Annotated in this window: 28 protein-coding genes; 5 read left to right on the forward strand and 23 right to left on the reverse strand. The window is 42.1% G+C overall.

Going from position 1 to position 26,066, the window contains the following annotated elements:
• Positions 1-42 precede the first annotated feature (42 nt).
• The 8 genes from galE to AB3G73_RS06105 form a co-directional block, all read right to left on the reverse strand.
• Positions 43-1,077, reverse strand: a complete 1,035-nt coding sequence (gene galE / locus AB3G73_RS06070; RefSeq protein ID WP_074705183.1) for a UDP-glucose 4-epimerase GalE — start codon at positions 1,075-1,077, stop codon at positions 43-45.
• A gap of 227 nt (positions 1,078-1,304) precedes the next feature.
• Positions 1,305-1,877 carry an electron transport complex subunit RsxA gene (rsxA, locus tag AB3G73_RS06075; RefSeq protein ID WP_004295587.1) on the reverse strand — a complete coding sequence of 191 codons (573 nt, stop codon included), beginning with the start codon at positions 1,875-1,877 and terminating at the stop codon, positions 1,305-1,307.
• Positions 1,878-1,973: 96 nt separating this feature from the next.
• Entirely contained in the window at positions 1,974-2,561 is a 588-nt protein-coding gene (locus AB3G73_RS06080; RefSeq protein WP_008998541.1) for an RnfABCDGE type electron transport complex subunit E, read from the reverse strand.
• Positions 2,562-2,576: 15 nt separating this feature from the next.
• A complete protein-coding gene (locus AB3G73_RS06085; protein ID WP_148366995.1) occupies positions 2,577-3,323 on the reverse strand; it encodes an RnfABCDGE type electron transport complex subunit G in 747 nt (248 codons plus the stop codon).
• Positions 3,320-4,327: an RnfABCDGE type electron transport complex subunit D gene (locus AB3G73_RS06090; RefSeq protein WP_367743686.1), complete on the reverse strand. Its 1,008-nt coding sequence runs from the start codon at positions 4,325-4,327 to the stop codon at positions 3,320-3,322. Before AB3G73_RS06090 ends, AB3G73_RS06085 begins: the two co-directional genes overlap by 4 nt.
• Positions 4,328-4,332: 5 nt before the next feature.
• The gene (gene rsxC / locus AB3G73_RS06095; protein ID WP_074909204.1) at positions 4,333-5,670 is read right to left on the reverse strand and encodes an electron transport complex subunit RsxC; all 1,338 of its coding nucleotides are present in this window, start codon (positions 5,668-5,670) and stop codon (positions 4,333-4,335) included.
• A gap of 24 nt (positions 5,671-5,694) precedes the next feature.
• Complete coding sequence (locus AB3G73_RS06100) at positions 5,695-6,591, reverse strand: Fe-S cluster domain-containing protein (RefSeq protein WP_234133547.1); 897 nt, start codon at positions 6,589-6,591, stop codon at positions 5,695-5,697.
• A 7-nt stretch (positions 6,592-6,598) separates the two neighbouring features.
• Entirely contained in the window at positions 6,599-7,024 is a 426-nt protein-coding gene (locus tag AB3G73_RS06105) for a SoxR reducing system RseC family protein (protein ID WP_148366997.1), read from the reverse strand.
• Positions 7,025-7,705: 681 nt separating this feature from the next.
• Here AB3G73_RS06105 and AB3G73_RS06110 point away from each other — a divergent pair.
• Entirely contained in the window at positions 7,706-8,338 is a 633-nt protein-coding gene (locus AB3G73_RS06110; RefSeq protein WP_297284816.1) for a BT4734/BF3469 family protein, read from the forward strand.
• Positions 8,339-8,355: 17 nt separating this feature from the next.
• Complete coding sequence (locus tag AB3G73_RS06115; RefSeq protein ID WP_148366998.1) at positions 8,356-10,182, forward strand: DUF3987 domain-containing protein; 1,827 nt, start codon at positions 8,356-8,358, stop codon at positions 10,180-10,182.
• Between the two features lie 176 nt (positions 10,183-10,358).
• On the opposite strand, the gene AB3G73_RS06120 is transcribed toward AB3G73_RS06115, so the two are convergent.
• Positions 10,359-10,577: a DUF4248 domain-containing protein gene (locus AB3G73_RS06120; protein WP_004297475.1), complete on the reverse strand. Its 219-nt coding sequence runs from the start codon at positions 10,575-10,577 to the stop codon at positions 10,359-10,361.
• Positions 10,578-10,796: 219 nt separating this feature from the next.
• On the opposite strand from AB3G73_RS06120, the gene AB3G73_RS06125 reads away from it, so the two are divergent.
• From AB3G73_RS06125 to AB3G73_RS06135, 3 genes are all read left to right on the forward strand, one after another.
• Positions 10,797-11,285, forward strand: a complete 489-nt coding sequence (locus AB3G73_RS06125) for a DNA-binding protein (protein WP_099145941.1) — start codon at positions 10,797-10,799, stop codon at positions 11,283-11,285.
• A gap of 176 nt (positions 11,286-11,461) precedes the next feature.
• Positions 11,462-11,569: a smalltalk protein gene (locus AB3G73_RS06130; protein WP_004303578.1), complete on the forward strand. Its 108-nt coding sequence runs from the start codon at positions 11,462-11,464 to the stop codon at positions 11,567-11,569.
• A gap of 3 nt (positions 11,570-11,572) precedes the next feature.
• The gene (locus AB3G73_RS06135; RefSeq protein WP_367743700.1) at positions 11,573-12,001 is read left to right on the forward strand and encodes an N-acetylmuramoyl-L-alanine amidase; all 429 of its coding nucleotides are present in this window, start codon (positions 11,573-11,575) and stop codon (positions 11,999-12,001) included.
• Positions 12,002-12,279: 278 nt separating this feature from the next.
• Here the strand turns inward: AB3G73_RS06135 and AB3G73_RS06140 are convergent, their stop codons facing one another.
• From AB3G73_RS06140 to AB3G73_RS06205, 14 genes are all read right to left on the reverse strand, one after another.
• Positions 12,280-12,717 (reverse strand): WbuC family cupin fold metalloprotein, encoded by a 438-nt coding sequence (locus tag AB3G73_RS06140; RefSeq protein ID WP_367743702.1) that lies wholly within the window; start codon positions 12,715-12,717, stop codon positions 12,280-12,282.
• Positions 12,718-12,722: 5 nt separating this feature from the next.
• The gene (locus AB3G73_RS06145; protein WP_367743704.1) at positions 12,723-13,727 is read right to left on the reverse strand and encodes a glycosyltransferase family 4 protein; all 1,005 of its coding nucleotides are present in this window, start codon (positions 13,725-13,727) and stop codon (positions 12,723-12,725) included.
• Positions 13,728-13,731: 4 nt separating this feature from the next.
• A complete protein-coding gene (locus AB3G73_RS06150) occupies positions 13,732-14,718 on the reverse strand; it encodes an NAD-dependent epimerase/dehydratase family protein (RefSeq protein WP_367743706.1) in 987 nt (328 codons plus the stop codon).
• 13 nt (positions 14,719-14,731) lie between these two features.
• Entirely contained in the window at positions 14,732-15,976 is a 1,245-nt protein-coding gene (locus tag AB3G73_RS06155) for a glycosyltransferase family 4 protein (RefSeq protein ID WP_367743708.1), read from the reverse strand.
• A gap of 238 nt (positions 15,977-16,214) precedes the next feature.
• Entirely contained in the window at positions 16,215-16,589 is a 375-nt protein-coding gene (locus AB3G73_RS06160) for a transposase (RefSeq protein WP_367743710.1), read from the reverse strand.
• A gap of 82 nt (positions 16,590-16,671) precedes the next feature.
• The gene (locus AB3G73_RS06165; RefSeq protein WP_367743712.1) at positions 16,672-16,860 is read right to left on the reverse strand and encodes a hypothetical protein; all 189 of its coding nucleotides are present in this window, start codon (positions 16,858-16,860) and stop codon (positions 16,672-16,674) included.
• Between the two features lie 86 nt (positions 16,861-16,946).
• Entirely contained in the window at positions 16,947-17,600 is a 654-nt protein-coding gene (locus tag AB3G73_RS06170; RefSeq protein ID WP_367743714.1) for a DapH/DapD/GlmU-related protein, read from the reverse strand.
• Entirely contained in the window at positions 17,567-18,682 is a 1,116-nt protein-coding gene (locus AB3G73_RS06175) for a glycosyltransferase family 4 protein (protein ID WP_367743718.1), read from the reverse strand. Before AB3G73_RS06175 ends, AB3G73_RS06170 begins: the two co-directional genes overlap by 34 nt.
• Complete coding sequence (locus AB3G73_RS06180) at positions 18,679-19,758, reverse strand: glycosyltransferase family 4 protein (RefSeq protein WP_367743722.1); 1,080 nt, start codon at positions 19,756-19,758, stop codon at positions 18,679-18,681. Before AB3G73_RS06180 ends, AB3G73_RS06175 begins: the two co-directional genes overlap by 4 nt.
• A gap of 393 nt (positions 19,759-20,151) precedes the next feature.
• Complete coding sequence (locus tag AB3G73_RS06185; RefSeq protein ID WP_367743726.1) at positions 20,152-21,084, reverse strand: ATP-grasp fold amidoligase family protein; 933 nt, start codon at positions 21,082-21,084, stop codon at positions 20,152-20,154.
• Between the two features lie 545 nt (positions 21,085-21,629).
• Positions 21,630-22,769 carry a CapA family protein gene (locus AB3G73_RS06190; protein WP_367743729.1) on the reverse strand — a complete coding sequence of 380 codons (1,140 nt, stop codon included), beginning with the start codon at positions 22,767-22,769 and terminating at the stop codon, positions 21,630-21,632.
• Positions 22,766-24,163, reverse strand: coding sequence for a lipopolysaccharide biosynthesis protein (locus AB3G73_RS06195; protein WP_367743733.1), 1,398 nt, complete (start codon positions 24,161-24,163; stop codon positions 22,766-22,768). Before AB3G73_RS06195 ends, AB3G73_RS06190 begins: the two co-directional genes overlap by 4 nt.
• A complete protein-coding gene (locus AB3G73_RS06200; protein WP_367743738.1) occupies positions 24,157-24,954 on the reverse strand; it encodes a hypothetical protein in 798 nt (265 codons plus the stop codon). The genes AB3G73_RS06195 and AB3G73_RS06200 overlap by 7 nt, the downstream gene beginning before the upstream one ends.
• Positions 24,944-26,065, reverse strand: a complete 1,122-nt coding sequence (locus AB3G73_RS06205; RefSeq protein WP_367743741.1) for an O-antigen ligase family protein — start codon at positions 26,063-26,065, stop codon at positions 24,944-24,946. Before AB3G73_RS06205 ends, AB3G73_RS06200 begins: the two co-directional genes overlap by 11 nt.
• Between the last annotated feature and the right edge of the window lies 1 nt (position 26,066).

Here is a 26,066-nt window from a genome sequence, read left to right on the forward strand (position 1 = left end):
GATTTGTTTAAACTTTTATGTTATTTAAAACAAGTTTCCCTTTTATTGAATCCCTCTTTCACGGAGTTTCAGCTGCCAGTTCCATGCAGAGCGTAAAGTATCTTCTAAAGTTTCTACGGCTTTCCAGCCCAGCTCTTTATTAGCAAAATCCGGGTTAGCCCAAACTTTTTCAATGTCGCCTGCACGACGTCCGACAATCTGATAATTCAATTTTACGCCAGTGGCTTTTTCAAAGCCATTTATTAATTCCAATACAGAAACACCACGTCCTGTACCAATATTGAATACTTCTACTTTTTCTTTTTGTGTCTTTTCCAAGATACGACGGATAGCAATCACGTGTGCTTTAGCCAAGTCAACGACATTGATAAAGTCACGGATACAAGAACCGTCCGGTGTATCATAATCGTCACCAAACACGCTAAGTTTCTCACGGATACCGATGGCTGTCTGGGTCAGATATGGAATCAGGTTTTGAGGAACCCCGTTAGGCAGTTCACCCAGCAATGCAGTAGGATGCGCACCAATCGGGTTGAAATAGCGCAACATGATCGCATTGATCGGAGCACCTGAAGCTACCGTGTCACGAATAATCTCTTCATTGATCTGTTTGGTATTTCCATAAGGTGATTCCGCTTTCTTGATCGGAGCCTTTTCCGTTACCGGCAACTCGTCCGGCTGACCGTATACTGTACAAGAAGAAGAGAACACAATACCTTCTACTCCATGCTTTGGCATCAGTTCGAGAAGGTTAATCAAAGAAACCAGGTTATTACGGTAGTAAAGCAACGGTTTCTGTACCGATTCTCCTACTGCTTTGCTAGCTGCAAAGTGAATGATAGCCTTAATTCCTTTATATTTTGTAAATACTGCATCCAGACCGGCAAAGTCCAGGCAATCCAGCTTTTCAAAAACTGGACGAATACCGGAAACTTTCTCTATATTGTCAACAACGTCAGCACTTGAATTTGATAAATTATCGATGATGATTACTTCATATCCGCTGTTTTGTAGTTCTACAACAGTATGAGACCCAATGTATCCTGTCCCGCCTGTTACTAAAATTCTTTCTTTCATATACTTTATAAAATGGTTAGTTTCTCGGCTTATTATTGTTTGAGTTACAAATGTATGGAAATAAAATGGAATAGCAATAATTTGCCACGAATTTATTTGCTAAAAAGTAATTAAGGTACGATTTGGTAGCATTTAGGTATAAAAAAGAATTGGAAACTCTAATCTGTATGTCGCCACACAGCAGAGCTTCCAATCCCCTATTTAATTATCAACTGTAAATCCTTACCTTACACCACGCCGGAGAATCCCATGAATGCCATAGCAAGCAAACCGGCGGTAATCAAAGCAATCGGAGTTCCTTGCATTCCTTTCGGAATTTTCACAAGGCTCATCTGTTCGCGCAATCCGGCAAAAAGCACCAGTGCCAGACCGAAGCCGATAGCCGTAGAGAATGCGTATACAACCCCTGTCAGCAGGTCATAGTCTTTCTGAATCACCAGAATAGCGACCCCCAGAATACAACAGTTCGTTGTAATCAGCGGCAAGAATACACCCAAAGCCTGATACAGAGCCGGAGACACCTTTTTCAGGATGATTTCCACCATCTGCACCAGTCCGGCAATCACCAGGATGAACGTAATCGTCTGCAAATATCCCAGTCCGAAAACATCCAGTACAAACTTCTGAATCAGGAAGGTGACGATGGTAGCGATGGTCAACACGAAAGCAACCGCAGCGCTCATACCCATCGCAGTTTCCACCTTCTTGGATACGCCCAGAAACGGACAGATACCCAAGAACTGCGACAACACGATGTTGTTTACAAAGATTGCCGAAATAAATATCAATATATATTCCATAGTTGTTAAATTGAAAATTGAAAATTGAGAATTAAAAAATCAGAGAATGTGAAAATGAAATTAAGAATATGGTTCATATCTATTATTTCTCAATTCTCAATTTTCAGTTCTCAATTTATTAATTATTGCAATGAGGTATCCCAAAGCGATGAAAGCACCCGGAGCCAATACGAATACCAACATTCCATATTCTTCCGGCATGATGGTCAGATCGAAGATTTTACCGGTCCCCAGAAACTCGCGGACAGCACCCAGCAAGGTCAGGGCGATGGTGAAACCAAGTCCCATACCGATACCGTCGAACATGGAAGCAACTGCGTTATTCTTGGCAGCAAAGGCTTCGGCACGTCCCAGCACAATACAGTTCACTACAATCAACGGAATGAAAAGACCGAGTGTAGCATACAGTCCCGGCACGTAAGCCTGCATCACCATTTGAAGCAAGGTCACGAAAGACGCGATCACCACAATAAACGATGGGATACGCACCATGTCCGGAATCAGGTTCTTTATTAAAGAGATCACCACATTCGAGCAGATCAATACGAACATGGTAGCCAGTCCCATACCCATACCATTGATAGCCGATGACGTAGTACCCAATGTAGGACACATACCGAGCAGGAGTACAAACGTAGGATTCTCTTTAATAATCCCGTTCATCATTACTTTAAAGTTATTCATTATCTGTCTCCTTTCTTATTTAGCACTGACCGAATCAGTTAGTTCAACTTTAATCGTAGCTCCCGTAGCAGCGTCAGCAGCATCTGCGTCCGCGCCTTTCGCTTTTTGAGAGGCACCGGTTACACCGTTCACTTCCCCGCCTTCGGCCTTATAGGCTTGATAAGCGGCATTCACTGCATTGAGGAAAGCACGTGAAGTAATGGTAGAAGCTGTAATGGCATCCACTGCTCCCCCATCTTTGCTGACAGTCAACGGAGCTTCACCCGGATTCATACCCAGAATAGATTTTTTACTCTCTTCGTGAGATACCGCTTGTTCTCCCTTTGCAGGATCATAAGCCCCGAACCATTTGTCGGCCTTAGAGCCCAATCCCGGAGTTTCCGCATGTGCCAACAGGGAGTAGTTATAGATTTTTCCTTCGGCATTAAAACCTACCAGCACTTTCAGTTCACCGCCAAATCCCATTGATTTAGCTTCAACGGCTGTGCCCACCAGTTCTTCCCCGTTCTTGGCCGGATAAACGATAAAGTCAACGATCTTCTTTCCGTCTTTCTCGCTGAAGATCGTATCACTTTCCGCTACCGGATTGTTGGTAAATTCAGGAAGAACCTTTTTCAAGGCCTCGTTCAGCGTCTTTGCATTCGCTTCGGCGATAGGGCCTTTCGTCAGTTCATTTACATAAGCCAGCAACGCAACGGAAATAGCAGTCACTCCCGTAAGCACCAGCAACATATTCTTTAAAGATGATTCTAACTTTTTCATTTCTTCTTCGCTACCTCCCCAAAGCGTTTAGGTTTACAATAGGTGTTAATCAGCGGAGTGAACGCATTCATAATCAGGATGGCGAACGACATACCTTCGGGATAGGCACCGAACAAACGGATAACCACTGTCAGCAGACCGATACATACACCATAAATCAGCATCCCTTTCTTGCTCATCGGAGAAGTCACATAGTCGGTTGCCATAAAGACGGCACCCAGCATCAGACCACCGGAGAGCAACTGCAATACCGGAGATACATATTTTTCCGGATCTGCAAGGTGCATGATACCGGCAAAGATAAACACGGTAGCCAGGATAGACACAGGAATATGCCAGGTGATAATCTTCTTCCAAAGCATATAAACCAGCCCGATCAGCAGAGCCAGTGCGCTCACTTCACCCAAGCATCCGCCGTTCTGCCCGATCAGCAAGCTCAATGCGTCCGGAATCTGGTTTAAAGCATCCATAGCCGCGCTCTTATCTGCAGCATGAATCGCCTGTTTCATCAATGCCAGCGGAGTAGCACCGGTGGTAGCGTCCGTATATGCCGTCAACTGTCCGACTACCGGCCAGCTGGTCATCTGCACCAGGAAAGAAAGCAACAGGAACACGCGGCCTGCCAATGCAGGGTTAAAAGGATTGCAACCCAGTCCGCCGAAAGACATCTTGCCTACACCGATAGCAAACAGTGCGCCCAGGATGATAATCCAGACAGGCAGGTTAGACGGTAAGTTAAATGCCAGCAACACACCTGTGATGATGGCAGAGCCGTCGCAGATGGTGGTGGTCGGTTTCTTCATTAAATATTTTCCGATGGCCCATTCGAAGAACAAACAAGCCGCAACGGAAGTAGCCGTGACAATCAGAGCCCCCAGTCCGAAGAAATAGAGAGACACCAGAAAAGCCGGAATCAGTGCGATCAGCACGCCATACATATTTTTCTGTACGCTGTCTCCGCCATGGACGTGGGGCGATAGTGATACGATTAATTTATTTTCCATATTCGTTATTTTTTAGCTTGACGTGCACGAATCATAGCTCCCACTTTGCCTTTACCCAGACGACAATAGTCGAGCAGCGGACGGTTGGCGGGACAAGTGAACTGGCAAGAGCCGCACTCGATACAATCCATGATTCTTTCTTTTTCCATTGTTTCAAAATCTCCGTTTTCGGACAAAGCTCCGAGCAAGTACGGCTCCAGTCCCATCGGACAGGCACTCACACACTTCGCGCAACGGATACAGGTCTGCGCCTCCCCACGTTTGGCTTCCTTTTGGTTCATAATCAGGATACCGGAACTGCCCTTCGCAGTAGGAACCTCGATGTTTACCAACGCCTTACCCATCATCGGACCACCGCCGATCACCTTACCCGTATCTTCGGGCAAGCCGCCGCAAGCGTCGATCAACTGCTTCATCGGCGTACCGATACGAGCCAGGAAGTTGGACGGTTTGGCAACCGACTTTCCTGTCACGGTAATCACCCGTTCGAACAACGGCTTATTCTTCTGTACCGCTTCATAAACGGCAAATGCTGTTCCCACGTTCTGCACGACCGCTCCCGTAGAGATAGGCAACGCACCGCTGGCCACCTGACGTTTGGTAATCGCATCGATCAGCTGCTTTTCACCTCCTTGCGGATATTTCACCTTCAAGGGCACGACCTCGATGCCTGCGTAGCTGGAAGCCACTTTCGTCATCAGTTCGATAGCATCCGGCTTATTATTTTCGATTCCGATAAATGCCTTGTTCACTTTCACCGCTTTCATCAGGATAGAAACACCTACCATGATTTCTTCCGCATGTTCCAGCATCAGCTGATGGTCGGCAGTCAGGTAAGGTTCACACTCTACGGCATTGATTATCACACATTCCGCCTTGAAAGAAGGAGGAGGACAAAGTTTCACTTGAGTAGGGAAACAAGCACCGCCCAGCCCTACGATTCCGGCATCGGCAATCTTCTTCACGATCTCTTCTGCGGAAAGTTCACACTCTTTCACCAGTGTGGTGCTACGGTCGATTGTTTCTTCCCATTCGTCGCCTTCCACGTCAATGAAGATAGCAGGTTTCGCATAACCGCTGGCATCGACTATGGTATCAATCTTCGCCACTTTACCGCTGACTGAAGAGTGAATTGCTGCCGAAACAAAGCCGGCAGGTTCGGCAATCCGTGTGCCCACCTTTACCACATCCCCTTTCGCAACGATCGGTTTTGCAGGTGCACCGATGTGCTGCCCCAGCAAAATAACAGCCTTTGCAGGAACTTCCGCTGTGATAATGGGTTGATGTGCCGACAATTTATTTTCGTGTGGATGAACTCCACCAATTGAAAATGTCTTTAACATACAATTCTGTATTTTATTCTGTTATTATTCTGTTACTTTTGGAGCTTCTGTTGTCTTTGCAGCAGCAGGTTTCGGAGTAGCCGGAGCCTCTTCTTTCGGTTTCCGCGGAGGGAAATTCAATTCGATAATGGTATTCTGCGGACAAACTTCCACACATTTCCGGCAAGATTTGCACTTGTTCGGATCAATGTAAGCCAAGTTGTTTTCCAACGTGATAGCTTCGAACGGACAAGTCTTCACACACTTGCCGCAGCCGATACAGCCCACCGCACAAGCCTTGCGTGTCACAGCTCCCTTGTCTTTATTCACACAAGAGATATACACACGGCGCGATTTCTTTCCTTGCGGACGGATTTCAATAATCGCCTTCGGACAAGCCTTTACACAGGCACCACAAGCGGTACATTTCGCTTCATCCACTTCCGGAAGTCCTGTTTCAGGATTCATGTGGATGGCATCGAACTGACAGGCAGCCACACAGTCGCCGCATCCCAGACAGCCGTAGCTGCAACCCGTTTCCCCGCCATACAGCGAAGCAGCGATAGCACAACTCCTCGCACCGTCGTATTGGTTAATACGCGGACGATTCGCACACGTTCCGTTACATCTCACCACTGCTACCATCGGTTCAGCTTCTCCGGCTGCAAGCCCAAGGATATCAGCAATCTGTGCCATGACGGGCTGTCCGCCTACGGGGCAGAACTTGCCATCCAGCGAACCGGCTTTGACGCAAGCGTCGGCAAATCCGCTACAACCGGGGTAGCCACATCCACCGCAATTAGCCTGGGGAAGCACTTCTCCCACCTGGGCAATCCGCGGATCTTCATACACGGCAAATTTCTTGGAAGCCACATAAAGAATAGCGGCTAGCACGAGCGCTATAGCTCCCAATGAAATCACTGCAATCAGAATCAAATTCATAATGTTTTTAGTTATTTATTGGTTTTATAGTAAATGAAAATTGTTGTTTGAGTCGCGTTTTGTTGAGCCATAAAACGAAATAATAAGGTATAAGGACAGCCAGAGAAAGAAGAGCCGCATACAGTTCATTCCCCATCAAAGCCATCAAAAGAAACAATGAGAATATAAGAAGTACGAAAGGAAGTACAAACGCCAACAATACCGCCATCATGCCCATCGACGTTTCGCCGACCACCATTACTTTCTCTCCCACCTGATAGGAAGAAGCCGCCGTATCTATGATATCTATGATTTTGTCCTTACTATCCGCCGAAGAACAATGTCCCTTTGCGCCACAAGCCGCACAAGCCGATGTCTGGACAATCCTCACCGACAGATGAGAACCCTGTATGTTTTCCACAATACCTAGATGCTTTATAGTATTATTCGTCATTCTGCAAACTCCACATTACAAATCGCGGCAAATTTAATCATTATTTGTGAACTACGAAGCATTCCTCAAACTTTTTCTACATAATAAAATGTTATTTTTTGCGTTTTCGTTATCGCACACGAAAAAGGTATGGCTACTATTTGATAGATTTCAAAAATGACAAATAGACATCTTAAACAAAAAAATCCCGGTCGTTTTATTTATTCAGCCGGGATTTTCTATCAATTATTTTACGGATTACTCCACTATCCTCTTCTTGTAGTAGCGCAGATACATTCTCACCAACGTATTCAAAATCTGTTCAATCTCCTCTTCGTTGTAGGCATTCAAACAGAGATTCATTACTTTTATATAATCGTTCAATGGGAGATTTAGCCCTTTTTTATGCCATTCAAAACATCATGTCCCATACCTAGGGTCTCGCAGACATACTCATTTCTCAATTTCGCACGTTTAAGCAACTCATTAATATAAGCTCCCAAATCACTGCAACAAACCGTTTTCTTTTTCATCTTTGTTTTTTGTTGTTAAATACACACTTCAATAATTAATTATTTTAACTTTTATCCTCACATATCAGGGTAGAGTCTATTTTGTTATTACTACTTTCATGCCGTGTTTTGGCACACACTCATATTTTTTGCAAAAATAAACATTTTAACTTATAACAAAAAGAAAATGATATCAAACAACTACAGAATGTCCTATTTCATGCCACCGATCGCTCCTATCAAAGACAAACAAGGCCGACTGATGACTCCTCCCACACTTATCCCCTTCTGCGAAGTCTCCCTCGAACAAGTTTTCCAAATGATTACCTGCAACGAGAATCTCAAAACCCTGACCGAACAAGTACGGAATGCCGCGGATATACGAGCAGCCAAAGCGTCATTACTACCGTATGTGACTCCCTGCGGCACATTCACCCGCCGCAGCAGTAAGGATTTCGTCTCCCCGTCTCACCTGGTGATAGTAGATGTGGACGGGCTCTGCTCCTATCAGGAAGCAGTGGAAATGCGCCGTATGCTCTATGACGATCCTCTCCTGCAACCTGTACTCACCTTTATCAGCCCCAGCGGACTGGGTGTAAAGGCATTTGTTCCTTGCCATTATTCCTCCACGACAGATGATGCCAAAAATATCACAGACAACATGAGTTGGGCGATGCGGTACGTAGAGACGGCATACAATACGGTAACAGCGGTTTCTTCCGAAACGAAACCCAAAGTAGACTTCTCCGGCAAAGACCTCGTGAGATCCTGTTTCCTTAGTTACGACCCGGAAGCATTGTTCAGAAGAAATTATAAATTATAAATTATCAATTAAAAGACATGACTGATATTGAATCTTTACGCCGTCTCACCGAAGCAGTTGAAACGGCAGGAGCGGACATTGCTCCCACTTATCTTGAATACGTACAATTGTCATTCGCCATCGCAACGGATTGCGGTGAAGCAGGACGTGAGTTTTTTCACCGCCTATGCCGGGTCTCTCCCAAGTATCAGCGCGAACATGCCGAACGGGTATTCTCCAACGCGCTCCACACCCAACGTGGAGAAGTGCACCTGGGCACGGCTTTCCACCTTGCCGAAGCGACGGGAGTCGCCATCAGCTATGTGGAGACAGTGGGGACAGTGAGGACAGCCCCTCAAATTCTCACACAGGCACGCGCGTATAATAAGGTGGCAAATGAGGAAACAGACGAAGAAACGATCACGGAAGAAAAAGAAGAACTGCTATCCGGTAGCGATCCGCAACACCCGCTACCCACTCTGCCGGAAGCAAACTGGCCGAAACTCCTGCAGCGTATCATCACGGTAGCGAAAAGTGAGATTCAACGCGACATCATGCTGATGGGAGCATTCACCGCGCTGGGAGCTTGCATGTCGCGCCACGTGCGATGCCTCTATGGCGGCAAATACTATTATCCCAGCCTCCAATGTTTCATCGTAGCGCCCTCTGCTTCCGGCAAAGGCATCCTCTCCTACCTCCGCCTGCTCGTGCAACCCATCCATGACGAGATTCGCGCGAAAGTGGCGGCGCAAATGAAGATCTATAAAAAAGAAAAGGCCGAATATGACGCGATGGGAAAAGAGCGGTCGAAAATGGAAGTCCCGCAAATGCCCCCTAACAAGATGTTCTTGATTTCGGGCAACAACACCGGCACAGGCATCCTACAAAACATTATGGACTCCGAAGGTACAGGACTTATCTTCGAGTCGGAAGCCGACACACTCTCCACCGCCATCGGATCGGAACACGGCCATTGGAGCGACACGCTGCGCAAAGCGTTCGACCACGACTTTTTGTCCTACAACCGTCGCGGTAACCAAGAATATCGGGAAACAAAAAAAGTCTGCCTTTCGCTCCTGATGTCGGGCACCCCACTCCAGGTGAAAGCCTTCATCCCGACAACGGAAGACGGAGGATCCTCCCGCCAGTTGTACTACTACATGTACGGAATCGACAAATGGGTCAGCCAGTTTGTAGACGACGAAACAGACTGGGAAGAGGTATTCAACGCTCTGGGACTGGAATGGAAAAATCAACTGGACGTGATAAGGGAACATGGCATTCACACGCTACAGCTCACGAGCGGGCAGAAAAACGAAATTGACACCGTCTTTTCGGAGTTGTTCGATCGTTCGAGCATAGCCAACGACAGAGAAATGTATAGCTTTGTGGCGCGTATGGCTATCAATTTGTGCAGGATCATGTCGGAAGTAGCTGTGTTGCGCGCGCTCGAACACCCGAATCCCTACAGCCTCCAAATTTCCTCCTCCTCCCCCTTCACACCCGACAAGTCCATTCCTTCGGACAACCGCAAGGACGGCATCGTCACCCGCTGGAACGTATCCATCTCGGCGGAAGACTTCCACGCCGTATTAAATTTGGCGGAACCTCTCTACTGTCACGCCATGCATATCTTGTCGTTCCTCCCCAACACGGAAGTCAGCCACCGCCCCAATGCCGACCGGGATTTCCTCTTCCAGCAACTGGGTAAGGAATTTACCCGCACGGAGTTGCTGGAAAAAGCAACGGCTCTGGGTATCAACAAAAGCACCGCCATCACCTGGCTGAAACGTCTCACCCGACAAGGCAAGCTAATCAGTGTAGACGGCAAAGGGGCTTACGCGCGTGCGTGTGTGTATGAGTGAAACGGGGGAAAGTGTCCCCACTGTACCCACCTTACTTACTGTAATCGTTTGGACTGGTACATTCATTTTGATTACCGCATCCGTTTTTACTGCATAAAGCATCGCTTTAGGAGGTGTAAAGCTAAGCTTTAGACATCGTAAAGCGGCGCTTTATGCACCGTAAAACGCCGCTTTATTCAAGGCTCTCCCAGGGCATCTACAATCACTCTTACTTCCAACGGTGTGAATGAACGTCGCTTTGATTCATAGCCTAAGTCGTACAGGCGTTGCAGAAGTCCGGGACATAGGGAGATCCATTTCTTCATTTTTCGATAAGCGGCAATATCGGTAAGTTCCGGAGAATAGAGTTGAGCCAGTTCCATGCGCCCGTAGGCACGTATTTTGAATTCGTTCATAATGGATAAGTTTCTGATTTACAGTTACAAAAATAGCAAAATATTTCTACATAGCCAACGCTTTTTCATTGAATAATCGATCATAATTGCACACAACCGACAACAATCGTACGCAACTGTGTACTATTGATTTTCCGGAGTTTGAGGGTGGTATCTTTGTATCGTCGAAAGGGAAATAATTCCCCGGACACGATGTTTAACCCTTTAATTTATTGTTTTATGATTCGTTACAAGATTTATCAGAACCAGCAGAAGAAAGGCTTGAATGCGGGTAAGTGGTTCGCCCGTGCAGTAAGCGACGAGACGTTTGATTTGGCAAAACTTGCCGAGCATATGTCGAAGCACAATTCACCGTATTCCGGTGGTGTCATCAAAGGTGTGCTTTCGGATATGGTAGATTGCATCAAGGAATTGTTGCTGGATGGCAAATGTGTGAAAATTGATGATCTTGCCATTTTTGGGGTGGGTATTCGCAGTAAGGCGGCTGATACGCTGGAAGAGTTTTCGCTGGAGAAGAATATTACCGGTATGCGTCTGAAAGCCCGTGCCACCGGTAATCTGTCGACCAATAATCTGAAACTCGACAGTCAGTTGAAGCAGCAGGCGGAATATCAGAAACCGACAACTGCCGGAGGAGGTTCTGATTCGGGTGATAACCCTGATCCGAAACCGGATGGTGGCGGCGAAGCGCCTGACCCGGCTGCTTAAAAGGTTCACCACAGATTACACAGATTTTCACAGATTATATTGAATTGGTAGTTACTTGAGTAGTCGATTATTTATCTGTGTGAGTCTGTGTAGTTCTGTGGTAAATCTATGACAAATCTACGGTAAATCTGTGGTAAAAGAAAACTATTATTAATTTATTTAAAACCTGTTATTGTATGAGTAAATCATCATCTCCCCGCTCTGTATGGAGCTTAGTCCTCAAAATCGTTATCACTGTAGCCACCGCCATCGGAGGTGTGTTCGGAATACAAAGTTGCATGTAACCCATGCGGACTATTACATTAATTATCATTCATTGCAGTGCCACGCCGGAAGGAAAGTCCCTTTCGGCGGAGGCTTGCCGACAGGATCATATCTTGCACCGTGGTTTCCGTGATATTGGCTATCATTTTTACATCACTCGTGATGGGGAGATTCACCGGGGACGTGCGTTAGAAAAGGTCGGGGCACACTGCCGTAATCATAATGCCCATTCGGTTGGTGTTTGTTATGAGGGAGGAGTGGATGCGAACGGGAAACCGAAAGATACGCGTACATTGGAGCAAAAAGGAGCTTTGCTTGCTTTGTTGAGGGAGTTGAAAAGACAGTTTCCGAAAGCGTTGATTGTGGGACACCGGGACTTGAATCCAATGAAAGGATGTCCGTGCTTTGATGCGGTGAAAGAGTATTCTCAAGTAATTTCTTGTCAAAAGTAGCTCCTTTTAGATTTTCACCACAGCCTTATTATATAAAAAATATCAACGATCTTCACAGACAGTTGGTATTTTTGGAAATCATATAAGTGTTAACACTTATATGAAGAGCAAGATTAGGACAATACCACTGTATTGCTCCTAATCTACTAAATGTAGGGATTCATGTTTGTCACATGAATCTAGGGACCTACATTTTTCCATCTCATTGTAAATGTTCAATTATAACATAGCGTATTAAAAAGCACTTTCAGTACTTCTTATTCATTGTTTTTCATCGTTTAACGAGCATAAGCTCCATCTTTAGCCTCAAAGATGACAGATGGTTCAATCACTTCCACAGTATGCCATGCACCCTTAGGTATCTGACAACCATACTTGGCTTCTGTAGGATTGAGATGGATACGCTGTACTTCTCGATACTCAACCTTACGAGCTACATTTTGTACACTCATCCCCTTCTGAAAATCATCCGTATCCTTCTCATACGAAACTACTTCCTCATAAATTACTTCGTCCAACTTACCACACAGGCAGATTACAGTTTCGGTAGTATCTTCATGCCGATGAATGGGCACAACTGTACCCGGAAGTAACGCGTTAAGCATTCGCTGGCTGGTATCAGCAGGTGAGGTACGCAAATCGAAGTTCTGACGCAAGCGTGGATTCTCCATAGCTTGCTCAAATAACTTATCTAAAAATTCTTTATCAAATTCCATAATCATTATTGTTTCAATGATATAAGATATTCTTCATGTAAATGATAGTTTTTTTTCATGAATAATATGTAAGCAATAGCCAATACAGCTGATACACCCACCAGATATAACCAATGAGCAAGCACTGTATCGGGACAAAGATAGATAAATCCTAGAGAAATCACTAACTGCATAACCGTATACAGCAATGAAACTTTTACATGCCCCACTTTCAACTCATTAGCCATAATCTGATAAGCATGCTTACGATGTGCCTCGCCCAAGTTCTCGTGCAACATAATACGATGTACAATAGTCAGACAGCCATCCATACCATATACTAACAAGAATATCAGCCAAGTAATATCCGTTGTCCTGATCATCACATTACCTAACAGAAACAGTATAATAAAAGCAATACCGATAGAGCCGACATCCCCTGCAAAGCATTTCGCTTTCCCCTTCGGACGGAAATTGAAAATACAAAACACCAATGAAGAAAGAATCGTTGATATGATCAAACTCTGTTCTACAAAAACACCATTCATATTCACCAACGTCAATGGAACCAATACAGCCAAAGAGTATCCTGCTGTGATACCATTGATTCCATCCATGAAGTTTATTACATTCGTGGCACCGACATATACTATTAGTGCCAACAGTATAATCCACCACATTGACCAATGCAATATGCCGAGCTGATAGAATGCCATTGCAGCAGCTGCAAATTGAGCGACCAATCTTACAGAGTCCGGTAATGAATGGATGTCATCTACAAAGCTAATGCCTGATACAAGTGTCAGGCCTAGTAGAAACCAAGGATATTGAAATCCGAAGAAGGCGCTCCAAATCCATACGCCAATCAAAAAGATTATACCTCCGCCACGCAATACAATCGTGGAGTGTGATGAGCGTTCGTTGGGTTTGTCAATAATGTTAAAGTGGTCAGCCACCTTGAAATAACATAACTCTAATACCAATAGAATCACGAAAATGATTCCGTAAGTCAAGTATGTATTCATAATCATTTTACTACTTAAAACTTTTAATAGTATTCATCAATCCATCCTTCGCTCTTACCGGCATCTGCGTAATGCCAAGAGCAGCCTTGATCTTGGCATTACTCACTACATAGTTTTCTGTGAGCTTCTGCATTCGAAGAGGATTGAGCGGAAGATGAAACCAACCACCCACTTTTGCAACTCCGTTCATCAGACCTTTCGGAATGCACCATATATGAGCTTTCTTACCAAGAGCCTCACAAATAACTTGAATGAGTTCATTAGTTGAAAGAGCTTCATCGTCTCCCATATGGTAAATACCTGAAGGTACATTCTTAGTTAGAAATCCGTCAATTACTACACAAAGATTTCCAATACTGGTAAACGACCGACGATTCTCAAAAGCACCAAGAGGCCATGGAATCCCCTTGCTCACTACTCCATAAAGAAGATTGAGGTTACCCTTGTTTCCAGGACCATGAATCATACAAGGACGTATAATGTACACATTCTTCCCTTTTACAAGAGAGTCGCTATCATCAAAATTGTGATAAGGACGTTCGAGAGCTTCAGGGGCAAAATGCCCGATTATGTAATCCTCCGCTTTAATTTTACTCTCTCCATAAGGGCCTACGGGAGTGGGAACGCATTCTTCTGTAAGGCATTTGCCTTCCACTTTGTCAGAAGCACTCTTTACTGTAGAGAAAAATATAAACTTCTTTGCAGATTCATTGGAAAGAAACCAATCAAAAATACGTTGAGTAAGACCTGTATTTACTTTGAAATATACATCCGCTGTACTCTTATTGCGAGTGTCATGGGCCTTACCCGCAAGATGAATAACAGCATCAATTTGCGGGAAGTCAATACTACCCCAATCGTCCCATGAGAAAGTCTTTACTATACCTTCTTTCTTAGGAGCCACAATGTCCAGACCATATATTGTATTCTCTGGCGCGAGCGCTTTCACTAAATTAGAGCCGACGAAACCGTGGACTCCGGTGATGAGGATATTCATAATACTCCGTTTCTTACTTTAAAAGTGAATCAATCAAATTTACATACTGTTTTGTCACAATCTCCTTGGTGTATTGAGCCTTAATAGTTTCTTCACCCAGAGCACCCATCTCACGCAACTCATCACGAGTCATCCCTTTAAGCCATTCAGCCATCTCGTCGGTCTTCTGTTCAAGATCATGATTAGTCACTAATTTTGCGCAACCCACAGGCTTCAAGAAATTCACGATAGGAGTTTTGTCACCACTACAGACCAATAACGGACGGCCGCAAGCCATGATAGTGTATACCTTTGACGGAAACCCCATGCCTTCCATTTCAGGAGTCATGAAGATGTATTGCAAATCACTATAGGCCAAAATGGCAGGCATCAACTGCCGTGGCTGATAGTCTAGTATATGCAACTTATCCAAACCAAGAGCAACCTTCTGATCCTCTACCCATTGTTTCTTTATCCCCATACCAATCAGGAAATATTCTACAGGCATATCCTTAGTCTTCTCAGCCAATCTCACCAATGGATACCAATCTTGAGCCAAACCGATATTACCAGCATACATCAACTTAATGTTATCATTCTCTGGAAACAGATTCTTATCCAAAGCATCAGTAGAAACACCACTGTGATATAAGTCCGTATCCACAAAGTTAGGGATGATGTGCAACTTACTTCTATCCTCAAAGCGATCCACAATCGTATCGTAGAATACCTGATCAATAGTCGTAACAGCAGTCGACTTATTATACACACGTTTCTCCATTCCTCGAAGGCAACGATACACCAGACTCGTCTCAGACTTGTTCAAGATGTCCGGATAAATCTCCTGCACGTTATACACCACCTTACAACCTTTCAGCTTTCCGAGCCAGTTATTAAGTCGACCAATAGTCAATGGAGGCGATGGTGAAACAATCACATCCACATTCCTGATAAATAAGCCAACGAAGAACGACACGATATGCCAATACACAAAGCCAATCAACCTGAGCAACGTACTTTTAAACTTCTTCTGGGGAATGTGATAAACTGGGATATCGTAGAACAAGCTCTTCTTATACAGTCCCCCCACACCCCACTTCATAGGCTGCTTCTCCAGCTGTTCCTTCACCACATTGAAATGAGGAGTAGTCGAAAGTACTACCACATCATATCCAACACACTTAAAAGCCAACGCAATGTCGTTGTAAAGATAAGCTGTAGATACTCCATCAGGACTGAAGATTAAAGAGTGAATCAGTATTTTCTTTTTCCTTTCCATTATTGTTGATTGTAAGCACTTAGCACTGTTTTCCTACTGATTTTCAGCAGTAAACAGTGCCAAGTATTTTGAGTTTAACTTTAATTTAACTATGTATACATCTATTTCTCCGCATATCGCTCCACCTCATTCATGAACATTATAGAAATGCTAAAAAGAATATTTGAATTTAACTTTTATTTATTGAGAAAACAGGGTAATAGGCGTTTTTTGTCCACAAGTTTCTGTATCAGCTCACCTAGATACCATCCCCATTGATGTCATAACTTTCTGACACAAAATACATGAAGGCATAATCTAATGCAGAATCTTCACAACCTATATTCAGGCAGTTTTTTAAATTCAGCTTGATATGTCTCATCATCTGTTCATCCAAGTTATTTGATATTTCCAAATTTCCATCCTGAAGAATTCTACTCATAGCCTGCCATTCTTTCTTCATATACTTTGAAGCTCGAGTGGTCAGCTTACCTAATTTTGAGAAATTACTTTTGGCAAAATACTCCAACTTATCATTAATCCTACCTACGATTGGTTCAGTATTCTTAAGCCTTCGCTGCAATCTTTCTTCTAGACTTCCACCTATTTTATTTGTTCGGACGAACGTTTCCAAAGCTGTCTTTTCCTAAACGATGCTAGGTTAAGCGTTTCCTCGCTAAGTTTAAAATTTTCGAGGTTAGACTAATGCTTTTCATTCAAATCTCGTATCTCTTGTTTATGCCGATCAGACTGATCGAACATCGGCACTGATAGAAAGATTTTAGATCATCCATCTGAGAATCAAATAACCGACGGTCTTCTTCTCGTTGACGATTAAAGTCAGCACGCAATTCAGCAGCATAGGCTACAAGGCCTGTCTGCCCACGATATAATTCTGAAATCACACCCTAAGATGGGCTATTTCAGAATATGCCAATCGTAACTTCATCTCATCAACATCTGTTTCCAGATAGACGGTTACAAAAAGTTTTTAAACGCTACTATTATACTTTCTAAATATCTGTTCTAGATGTTGGCGCATATATCTATCAGAATCTGGATATAATTTTGCTTCATGCTCAAGAATCTGATCAATCGTCCAATAAAACTTAATGAACTTAGCAGGCACACCACCACAGATGGAATAAGGAGGCATTGACTTAGCAACTACAGCACCTGCAGCTATTGTGCAACCTCTACCAATAGTTACGCCAGCAAGTAACGTTACATTCGAGCCAATCCAAACATCTTCTTCTACAACGACATCCAGATCATACCCTTTAGGTTTATTAGCTTCTGTAATATCTGTTACATACATACCAACAACACGAGCATGATTGCCTGTGTGGACAGTCAAGTTTTCGGCTATGGCACAATTGCCTTTACAGATAAACCTAGCATTGAGGGCAGAAATATGTGCATTCGATCCCAATCCAATGTTCGGTCCCAGCACAATATTCTTAGGATTACCAAAGCTATAGGGAGGGATAATTACTACAGATTCAGCACATTGAGCGAATTGACTTCTACCACAGAAGAAGCGTTTCAGATGTTCAAAAGCAATCCAGCAATTCCTCACAAAAAGATTATTTTTTATTTTTCTAACAATGCTCATTTCTTCCAAATATTTACCATTTCCTTCCAAACCTGAGGTATTGCATACATACTATTCACACGAGCCCTAGCATTGGCGGCAAATAACGATTTTAGCTTTTGATTATCAATAAGAGAACTGACTGCACTATAAACTTCATCAGCACTACGAGATTTAAAACAGACACCACAAGCATTTCCATCAATGTCAAGCATTTCAGGAATGGCACCCACACCTGACGATACAATCGGACATCCACAAGCCATTGCCTCCAAAATGACATTTGGAAAACCTTCTGAATAAGACGGAAACACAAACATATCTGCTTGAAAGAATTCACGAATTACATCTTCGTGAGACACTTCACCAACAAAAACAAGCCATGAAATATCTTTTCCCGACTTTACAGCTATAGACTGCATTTCAGCTTTTATATCCTGAGAGTACTTACCCACCACACGGAGCTCTATATTCGGAATACGGCTGCAACCTTCTACTAATTCCAACACCCCTTTAGACTTGAATACATGTCCGCAATAGAGCAGACGGCGGGGAATTCTCTCATATTTCCCTTCTGTACTATAAATAGAATCAAGGACACTCACGCCAAGAGGATTAGGCAGATAAGTAACATTCTTGAAACCTTCATCAATAAGTGTCTTCTCAGTCGGTCGGTTCATCACAACAGGCACATCACACATATGTAATACCTTGGAGAGTAACTTCCATTCCCAATTATTTTTTTTAGCAAGTTCTGGTATACGACCAAAATGCAGATGGACAACTGTCTTGATACCTCTTTTCTTTGCTTCTCTGAGAAAAAGTAAATCACGAAAGAGCCCCAAGCCTGCACTTGTACAAAAATGCGCTACCAATGGTCTCTCTGAATCCATATGCTTAATAGCCTTTTTTACAGGACCTATCTGTTCACGAAATCCACAGATCAAACGCACCACAAAAGATGCTTTCTCATCTACGCATACGGTACGATCCAAGGATACAGGTATCATCTTTACCTGATTCTTCCCATACTGTTTGTAATAGGCCATTATGTATCGTCCCCAAGTATTGATTCCCCCTTTTATAACCTTTGGAGCATCGGAATATGGAGAGCAGAATAATACTTTCATCATCTACCTTCAATTATTGTTATATACTTATCTACAAAAAACTTTTTTGAAAGCAACCGTTCTGCCTTTTCGCGTGACTTACCGCAATACGATAAATATTTTTCATCTGATATCTGCAAAGCACGTTGAATGGTATCTGCAATTGCCACAGGGGACTTAGGATCAAATAAGAAGCCATTCTCATCTTCTGCAACATACACAGGATTATCACAAACCTTACTACATATTATAGGACGACCACATGACATTGCTTCACAGATCACATTTGGAGTTCCCTCATAAAATGACGGGAGACAAAAATAATCACACTCTTTATACTTCTCCTGTATCTGCTTAGACTTTGGAAGCAAATTAATATAATCCTCCAACTCCAACTCCTTGATAAGTTTTTTTGATTGATCTAAATAGTCATTGTACACATCACTTATCCCATACCATTCTATTCGGAATGACGCCCTACGATCTTTCAAGATTTTAACTGCCTGAATAAGACCTACCGTATTTTTGGGAGGCCATATACTGGCAGCAACAACAATCAACGGTTGTTTTCTTCTATGCTTTGATGAAAAATCGAATCGCTCCAAATCTACAAAGTTACTGATAGTCGTAAGCTTTGATTTCATCCAAGGGTAGTAGGAAAGCAAAAAATCACTTTGAGCATAACTATTAGGTACAACAGCATCAGCCCATCGGTAGAGAAAAAAACGAACACGCTCATTCATACCAATCTTTTGCGTAGTGTTTCTTTCACTTACCATAAGTCTATAATCGCGCCCCATAATTTTAGCTACACACGCCAAAAGAGATGGAGTTTCCTGATAAGCAATTACCCAATCTGGATTCTCACGCTTAAAGTATTTACTAACCGCTAAGATACGTTTCTTGCTGTTGTCAGCACAAGGAATCAGTTCGTTGGCAACTTGATTCTCATAAAGAATACTTTTATAGAAATCAAAATTGTAATAGGTACACACTTTAACGGCATATCCCGCCCGCTGCAAGAATACAGCCAATCCCACCAGTTGGTGTTGTGCACCACCAGCACCAAGACTGTCTGTAAAGAGAAGGATTTTTTTCATTTATACTGTTTTATTTCTTATTTTCTTGAAGTATGGATAATGGTCTCAATTCCTAATGTTTCTTTAGGGTTTTCATATCCATGAGGTATAGCTATATATTTTTTTTAAGGCTTAATCGTTTGGTCCGCCACAGCCAAAAGTGTCTGAAGATACTTTTCTCCAGCAGTTCCCAATGTTCTGATTAATACAGAATACACCATATCGTCAAAATATTATAATTATAAATACAATCCTATTCTAGTTATTAATTCTTCAAAGAAGTGTATTGAAGATACTAATGTATCATGACGACAAAATAAGAAAGTCACCCAATTTATATTGCCATTCTTCAGGCGTAAATGTCCGAATCCAGATGCAGAATAAAAATCAATTCGCCGAAGTAGATTTTTCCATTCACATTGCATTAGGTAAGGTTAGCAAATCTCCTAATCTACCATTCCATACCTCCGGGAGAAATGTGCCAATTCCTGAAGCAGGATAGAATGTAAGTTCACCAAAATATTGCTTTTCGTCAATAACATAGAGGTCAACACGAACAAACGTGTGGTCATTAGCGAGCTTTCGGCAAATCCCTATCATCTCATCGAGATGTTCGGGACGAGCAACGGGAGTCAGACCATTACGAGCAACGGGATTAAGGCCAACAAATTCTTGATGGTTCCACTCCATATCGTAGAAGTCGATAGTCTCCTTTGAGTAACGGTCGCGTATCACCTGACAGTACGTCGGCTCGCCATTAAAACAGAAGAACTTATAGTCTGACAAATCAGTTGAAGCTGTATTTTTCACAGACGCCATAAACTCCTCCGCAATGATGCGTTTAGGCACATTCTTATAAGGCCACTCGCGTAGGTTAGGATAAATCTCAGAATTGTAAGACGACCATAATTTAGCAATAGCATCCTGTTTGCTAAACCTTCTCTTATCTCTACAAACAACCACACCACATCCACCTCCTCCATGAGTTGTTTTAAGCACAAACTGATTCGGAAGCGAATTCCAATCAATATCTTCAGGGGTGTCCCATACTCCAAGTGTTGGAATGATATACTCCTCACCAATACGATCGGCCACATACTGCTTGACCGCATACTTGTCTACCATCATAGTATACTCAGGCTTCCGATTATAGACCTTGAGCCACTGAATTTTCTCTGTAAACGTCCTTGGATTCTTCCAGTCAATCCAATATCCCATTAGACACCTGTAACGAAGGGACAGATACAACTTGTCCGGTAAGAAACTTAGATAGTTTTTTACGATTGAATCTACAAACTGTACTCTATTATGAAACAGGTATTTTATACCTCTTTTTATTGATACCATTACTTTTGAATTTAATTTTTTCCTTCAATTATCGGTAAATATTTAGTAAGAGCATGGACTAGAACGGTTGTTATAGTTACTATCGTAATGTAGGTAATTGTTGACGGTTCTAATTGAATTAAAAAAATACGCTTAACGTGTGGGTGTCAACATAAGCAATGAATATTTTCCAAAGAACAACATAAATGATAGCAGATATTTACTAATCTCAAGAATAGCCAACTCCCCAGAACAGAGTTTACTATCCATAGAATATATGGTTGCCCATAATAGTTTTACTATCATCGCTCCACTTTTGCCTCCAAACAGCTGCATTATCCCCCATTATTCACATCACATTCAATGATTTACATTTATTTTTGCTATATAACTAAGCCATTGCATGCATCCACATAAAGAAGAACAATGGCATGTAGAAGTTATAAATCAAGTCAAACAAGGGATAAGAAATGCCTCCGCTATGTTACGTTGTACCAAATGTCCGACAACAACTGTAAGGATAACGAGTTCTCTCATAGTATCAACATATTTAACTCTTGACTTCATTACTCTGATTTCAGATTAGTCATTAATATGTCGTTATGAGCCTCACAATCCAATGTTGCTGTGATAATTTTGAGACGCTCCTTTGTAAGGAATGATGGCAAAAGCCCCCGATAATACAGCGAATTAGCAATACGACTTGTAAACGGACGGAAACATCTGTATACAAAGTCTCGTTTTTTTCTTGCCATTTCCTCGAAAGCTTTAGTTAGCCTTTCGTCATCTGCTATGATTACATTTAGTTCAGCAATGTCTTTCTCAAAATTCTTTTTTTTCGCACCATCAAAAAGATAAACACCAGGTTTCTCATAACATTGCTCGTATGGGAGCAATTCAAATGAAATCGATGACGACAAATGTAGTTTGACTAGATACCCAAAGTTGTATGTCTCATGACGATACTTGATATCACTGGCAGAGTCAAAACAGAAATTGCCCAAACCATAAAAGATAAGGTTTCCTTTGTATACTTCATAACCAGAATAGCAATGCTGGTGGTGATTGAGTATAACATCTGCCCCCTGATCAACAAAGAATCGATAAGTCTTCTTCATCCTCGGGCTAGGGAGTTTATAGTGCTCATTGCCACCATGAATTATAACAATCACATAATCAGCTTGTAACTTAGCTTGTTGGATATCGTACGACAAATTAATTATATCTAAGGGATTGCAGCCCGCTTTTCTCTCACTAGCAATAGAGAACTCGTGCTCGCAAGCGTTGATAACCGCTACCTTCTGACCTTGAACATCTACAACCTTAAAGCAACGTGCTTCTGCTAAACTATGACCAGCACCTATAACTTCAAAACCATTCTGCTTAGCTAGGTTCATACTATGCTCCATAGCTATTTCTCCATAGTCCATAAAATGATTATTAGCCATTGTAAGCATATTGAAGCCTAACCATTTCAATGGGGCCAAGGCATCCTCTTTAGCTGCAAGATGACTACCTACCTTATCAATCGGTAGCGATTCTCGTGTAGGTATCGTAGTCTCAAAGTTGACTATAGAATAATCAACAGATAATATAGCCTCTTTAACTCCTGGGAACAAATCTGTATAAGAATTGTTTTCCAACTCCTTCTGAAAACGTTCCTTCGGAGAATAATCTCCAGCTATCAATATAGAGATTTCACTCATATCAGTCTTTTTATTTTTCTAAAGTTGCTTAAACCATATATCGCCATAAAGCCAATGCCTCCAACTATAAAACGAACAAACATATTATCAAACAGAAGAGTTGTGGCTATAGATAATGCGAAAGACAGTACAAAAGTACCCACTACTGTTACCACTAACGTCTTTATAGTAATTGAAGGCGAGAATCGGTACAGTTTCAAAAAGAATCCTTCACTAATCAAGAACTCAATGATTGAACAGCATGTCCACCCAATCACCACCAATTTCAAATCGAAATTTATCAAAACAAGGACACAAGTAATACCCATTATCTTCTTAATCACTTCAGCAATCAACATATAGTCTCCTCTACCTTTGACCTTCAACATATTCATATTAAGCGTTTGAAGAGGATAGAACATATAACCCAAACAGAGAATTCGAAGGATAAAGGAGCAATTCATCCATTGTTCTCCGAATAGTGAATAGACGGTCTCCTCGGCAAAAAAGAACATAAATGCAGCAATTGGCACTATGCCTAAACACATCACTGAAAACGACTTGTTATAGGACTGTCTCAGTGTTGGTGTATCATTCTGGACCTTCGCCTGAATGGGATAAAGAGCTCTCGTGTAGAAGTCACTGAAACCAACTGGTCCCATACTACTAAGGGTCTTTCCTCTATCGTAATAACCAAGTTCTTGAGCAGGAAACTTCTTGCCAATTAATAATGAATACACATTATTATATATTGCGTGGAAGAGATATACCACAAGCATTTTCAAACCGAAAGGTGCAAGCTTAGCCAAGGAGTTCCTAGAAAAGATTAACGACGGACACCATTTAGATTGGTACACAAGCAATGCGGAAGTAACAACTGCACTCATTAAACTTTGACCTACAAGAGCCCAATATCCATATCCTAAATATGCCATTATGATAGCGGGAATTGCAGAAACTATCGAAGATAAAAATGTAATTAAGGCAATCTTCTTAAACCTCAACTCCTTCGTCAATATAACTCGATGAACCATCGCAAACGAATTAATGAATAAGTTCAGCGAGTAAACTCTCGTTACCAAAGCAAGCCCTTCGAAGTTATAGAACGACTCTATGAACGGTGCTCCGAAAAAAAATAGCAGATAAACGACACCACCAACCAGCATATTAAAATAGAATACCGAGCTATAGTCGGTTTGAGTACAGTCCTGTTTCTGAATAAGTGTAGTAGCAAAGCCACTATCGATGAAGGCTTGAGATATGGAAAAGAAGATAGCCAACATAGCTACGACCGCATAGTCATTAGGACATAACAATCGAGCCAACAAGATTTGAATCGCGAAATTGACAACGTAGGTGCCAACTTTTTCTATTCCACTCCAGATAATTGCTTTTCTATTTTCGCTTATTACCATTTCGGAAGCATTGATCGGAAGATTGAGAAATAATAGTAAAAACCTTTAGGTGTAGGAGGATAATCGCGATGATCGCCAAAGTGGATAAATCCTCGTTTTTCCACACAAGGCTTGATTAGCTCACCATCAAACAAGTCTTTATAATCTTCATAGCACTGTCCCCCCCCAAAAAAACCACCTATGGGATATGTAATTACAGTCTCTTTTACATCATATACACGTTCCCAACAGAATTTACTTCTCCATGTGGCCCGGGTCTCAAAATACCATGCTGACTCATGAGTTCTGAGAATCTTAATCAGATAAGAGCGTTTCCAAAGTCCAAACTGGGTAGTAATACGAAAACTCTTGTTCTTAAGACATCTCCACAATTCAGGATATTCGCAATCTACACTTGCAGCAATGTCTTTTGCTGAAGATTTGCCTTTGATTATCTCTTGTTTCAGACACACAAACCCCATACGCTTATCGTTTTCCATATAAGAGTAGATACGCTCAAAAATACCATTGTTAACTGGAGCTGTCAGCCAAAAGTCATCCAATGTGAACAACACATATTCCGTATCGATATGCTCCAACAATTTCAACAGACGTTCGGACCACTGCTTATATACCGGACCATCTGCAAGCGGGCAACGGATATCAAAGCCCTCGAATTGGAAAGTTTTAGACTCTATGCTCATATAGACAGGCATATCAAACTCTGGCCAGAATTTTTTGAGCTGGGTGAAGAAAGGAACCCAAGCATCATCATACTTATCGCATGATGAGAAAAGCATGCTAATATTCATATTGTTTATCAATTCTTTTATTCAAAATATAACCGGTTAGTACAAATAAGATAATTGTAGGTTGCGAGAAAATGAACATGGAAAATACCATTTTCACGAGCCATATTACAAGGACCGAAGCAAGTATAGCTTTTTCTGCCACATCAGCTCTCCTACGCATTTGACGAAAGAGGGAAAAGAAAGCACCAAGATAAATGGTAAGTCCAAAGATACCTTCACATGATAACACCTCAAGTATATCAGAATGAGCTCGGATACCTGCAATCTTTACTGAAGCATCAAAGCCACCTCCAAATAATTGAACATCGAAAGGCGCATTCAAGAAGTTATTGATCAGAGATGAGTATATATCATCGCGATTACTACTATCTCCTTCCATAGTTTGTTCAAATCTCCATGCAAAGATATCTGATGTTGACAACATATACTTAAAAATAAGAAAACCTGCAAAAGCGACGAAAATTATAGCAACAATAACTTTGGAGTCTATTTTGCCCTTATGTCGCAACATTATATAATAGTAAACCAATATTACTAATATACAAGACAAAATATCACCTCGTTTCATTGATAATAACACCAACACAAAGGTTATTATGGAAATAATCATCCGGATACGAATCGACTTATGGCGGAAGAAGTAAAGTAAAACGGGGAAAGCCACTAAGATCAGGTAACCACCACCATAACTGTTTTCATTTTCAAGTCGCATCATAGAAATTGTTACAAAATACATAGCTATGGAAACAGCTCCCATAACTATCATGAAATATTTCGCATGCTTGGGATTGTATTTTTGAGAAATAATTGGTGCCGCACATAATAGCACAAACGTTGATTCTTTAAATTGTGTTGTAGCAGACGAGTCGCCCAATGTATAAGCAAGAGCCTGCGTTACCCACACAGCAAATAACCAATTAATCCAAGAGTTCTTTCCGGATGATGGTGAAACAAGATATGCAAAGAACCCTAAAATAACCAAGCCCAAGAGAGCTAACTGCACAACAAAAGTTACTCCCAAACCAAAGCGTGTCCAAAGAAAGGTATATGCCGTATAGGTTATTAATACAGCAAACAGTGCATATATTAAATAATTCTTTTTATAAAGCATA

Source organism: Bacteroides sp. L008 (assembly GCF_040812255.1).
Lineage (GTDB): Bacteria > Bacteroidota > Bacteroidia > Bacteroidales > Bacteroidaceae > Bacteroides > Bacteroides vicugnae.

What these genes read in the sequence shown, in the direction of transcription:
- AB3G73_RS06195 (WP_367743733.1), bottom strand. Translation starts at nt 24,163, where the DNA reads ATGGTAATAAGCGAAAATAGAAAAGCAATTATCTGGAGTGGAATAGAA.
- AB3G73_RS06145 (WP_367743704.1), bottom strand. Translation starts at nt 13,727, where the DNA reads ATGATTATGAATACATACTTGACTTACGGAATCATTTTCGTGATTCTA.
- AB3G73_RS06135 (WP_367743700.1), top strand. Translation starts at nt 11,573, where the DNA reads ATGCGGACTATTACATTAATTATCATTCATTGCAGTGCCACGCCGGAA.
- AB3G73_RS06080 (WP_008998541.1), bottom strand. Translation starts at nt 2,561, where the DNA reads ATGAATAACTTTAAAGTAATGATGAACGGGATTATTAAAGAGAATCCT.
- AB3G73_RS06130 (WP_004303578.1), top strand. Translation starts at nt 11,462, where the DNA reads ATGAGTAAATCATCATCTCCCCGCTCTGTATGGAGCTTAGTCCTCAAA.
- AB3G73_RS06175 (WP_367743718.1), bottom strand. Translation starts at nt 18,682, where the DNA reads ATGATGAAAGTATTATTCTGCTCTCCATATTCCGATGCTCCAAAGGTT.
- rsxC (WP_074909204.1), bottom strand. Translation starts at nt 5,670, where the DNA reads ATGTTAAAGACATTTTCAATTGGTGGAGTTCATCCACACGAAAATAAA.
- AB3G73_RS06190 (WP_367743729.1), bottom strand. Translation starts at nt 22,769, where the DNA reads ATGAGTGAAATCTCTATATTGATAGCTGGAGATTATTCTCCGAAGGAA.
- AB3G73_RS06155 (WP_367743708.1), bottom strand. Translation starts at nt 15,976, where the DNA reads ATGGAAAGGAAAAAGAAAATACTGATTCACTCTTTAATCTTCAGTCCT.
- galE (WP_074705183.1), bottom strand. Translation starts at nt 1,077, where the DNA reads ATGAAAGAAAGAATTTTAGTAACAGGCGGGACAGGATACATTGGGTCT.
- AB3G73_RS06180 (WP_367743722.1), bottom strand. Translation starts at nt 19,758, where the DNA reads ATGAAAAAAATCCTTCTCTTTACAGACAGTCTTGGTGCTGGTGGTGCA.
- AB3G73_RS06205 (WP_367743741.1), bottom strand. Translation starts at nt 26,065, where the DNA reads ATGCTTTATAAAAAGAATTATTTAATATATGCACTGTTTGCTGTATTA.
- AB3G73_RS06120 (WP_004297475.1), bottom strand. Translation starts at nt 10,577, where the DNA reads ATGAACGAATTCAAAATACGTGCCTACGGGCGCATGGAACTGGCTCAA.
- AB3G73_RS06140 (WP_367743702.1), bottom strand. Translation starts at nt 12,717, where the DNA reads ATGGAATTTGATAAAGAATTTTTAGATAAGTTATTTGAGCAAGCTATG.
- AB3G73_RS06090 (WP_367743686.1), bottom strand. Translation starts at nt 4,327, where the DNA reads ATGGAAAATAAATTAATCGTATCACTATCGCCCCACGTCCATGGCGGA.
- AB3G73_RS06200 (WP_367743738.1), bottom strand. Translation starts at nt 24,954, where the DNA reads ATGAATATTAGCATGCTTTTCTCATCATGCGATAAGTATGATGATGCT.
- AB3G73_RS06125 (WP_099145941.1), top strand. Translation starts at nt 10,797, where the DNA reads ATGATTCGTTACAAGATTTATCAGAACCAGCAGAAGAAAGGCTTGAAT.
- rsxA (WP_004295587.1), bottom strand. Translation starts at nt 1,877, where the DNA reads ATGGAATATATATTGATATTTATTTCGGCAATCTTTGTAAACAACATC.
- AB3G73_RS06105 (WP_148366997.1), bottom strand. Translation starts at nt 7,024, where the DNA reads ATGACGAATAATACTATAAAGCATCTAGGTATTGTGGAAAACATACAG.
- AB3G73_RS06115 (WP_148366998.1), top strand. Translation starts at nt 8,356, where the DNA reads ATGACTGATATTGAATCTTTACGCCGTCTCACCGAAGCAGTTGAAACG.
- AB3G73_RS06085 (WP_148366995.1), bottom strand. Translation starts at nt 3,323, where the DNA reads ATGAAAAAGTTAGAATCATCTTTAAAGAATATGTTGCTGGTGCTTACG.
- AB3G73_RS06100 (WP_234133547.1), bottom strand. Translation starts at nt 6,591, where the DNA reads ATGAATTTGATTCTGATTGCAGTGATTTCATTGGGAGCTATAGCGCTC.
- AB3G73_RS06185 (WP_367743726.1), bottom strand. Translation starts at nt 21,084, where the DNA reads ATGGTATCAATAAAAAGAGGTATAAAATACCTGTTTCATAATAGAGTA.
- AB3G73_RS06150 (WP_367743706.1), bottom strand. Translation starts at nt 14,718, where the DNA reads ATGAATATCCTCATCACCGGAGTCCACGGTTTCGTCGGCTCTAATTTA.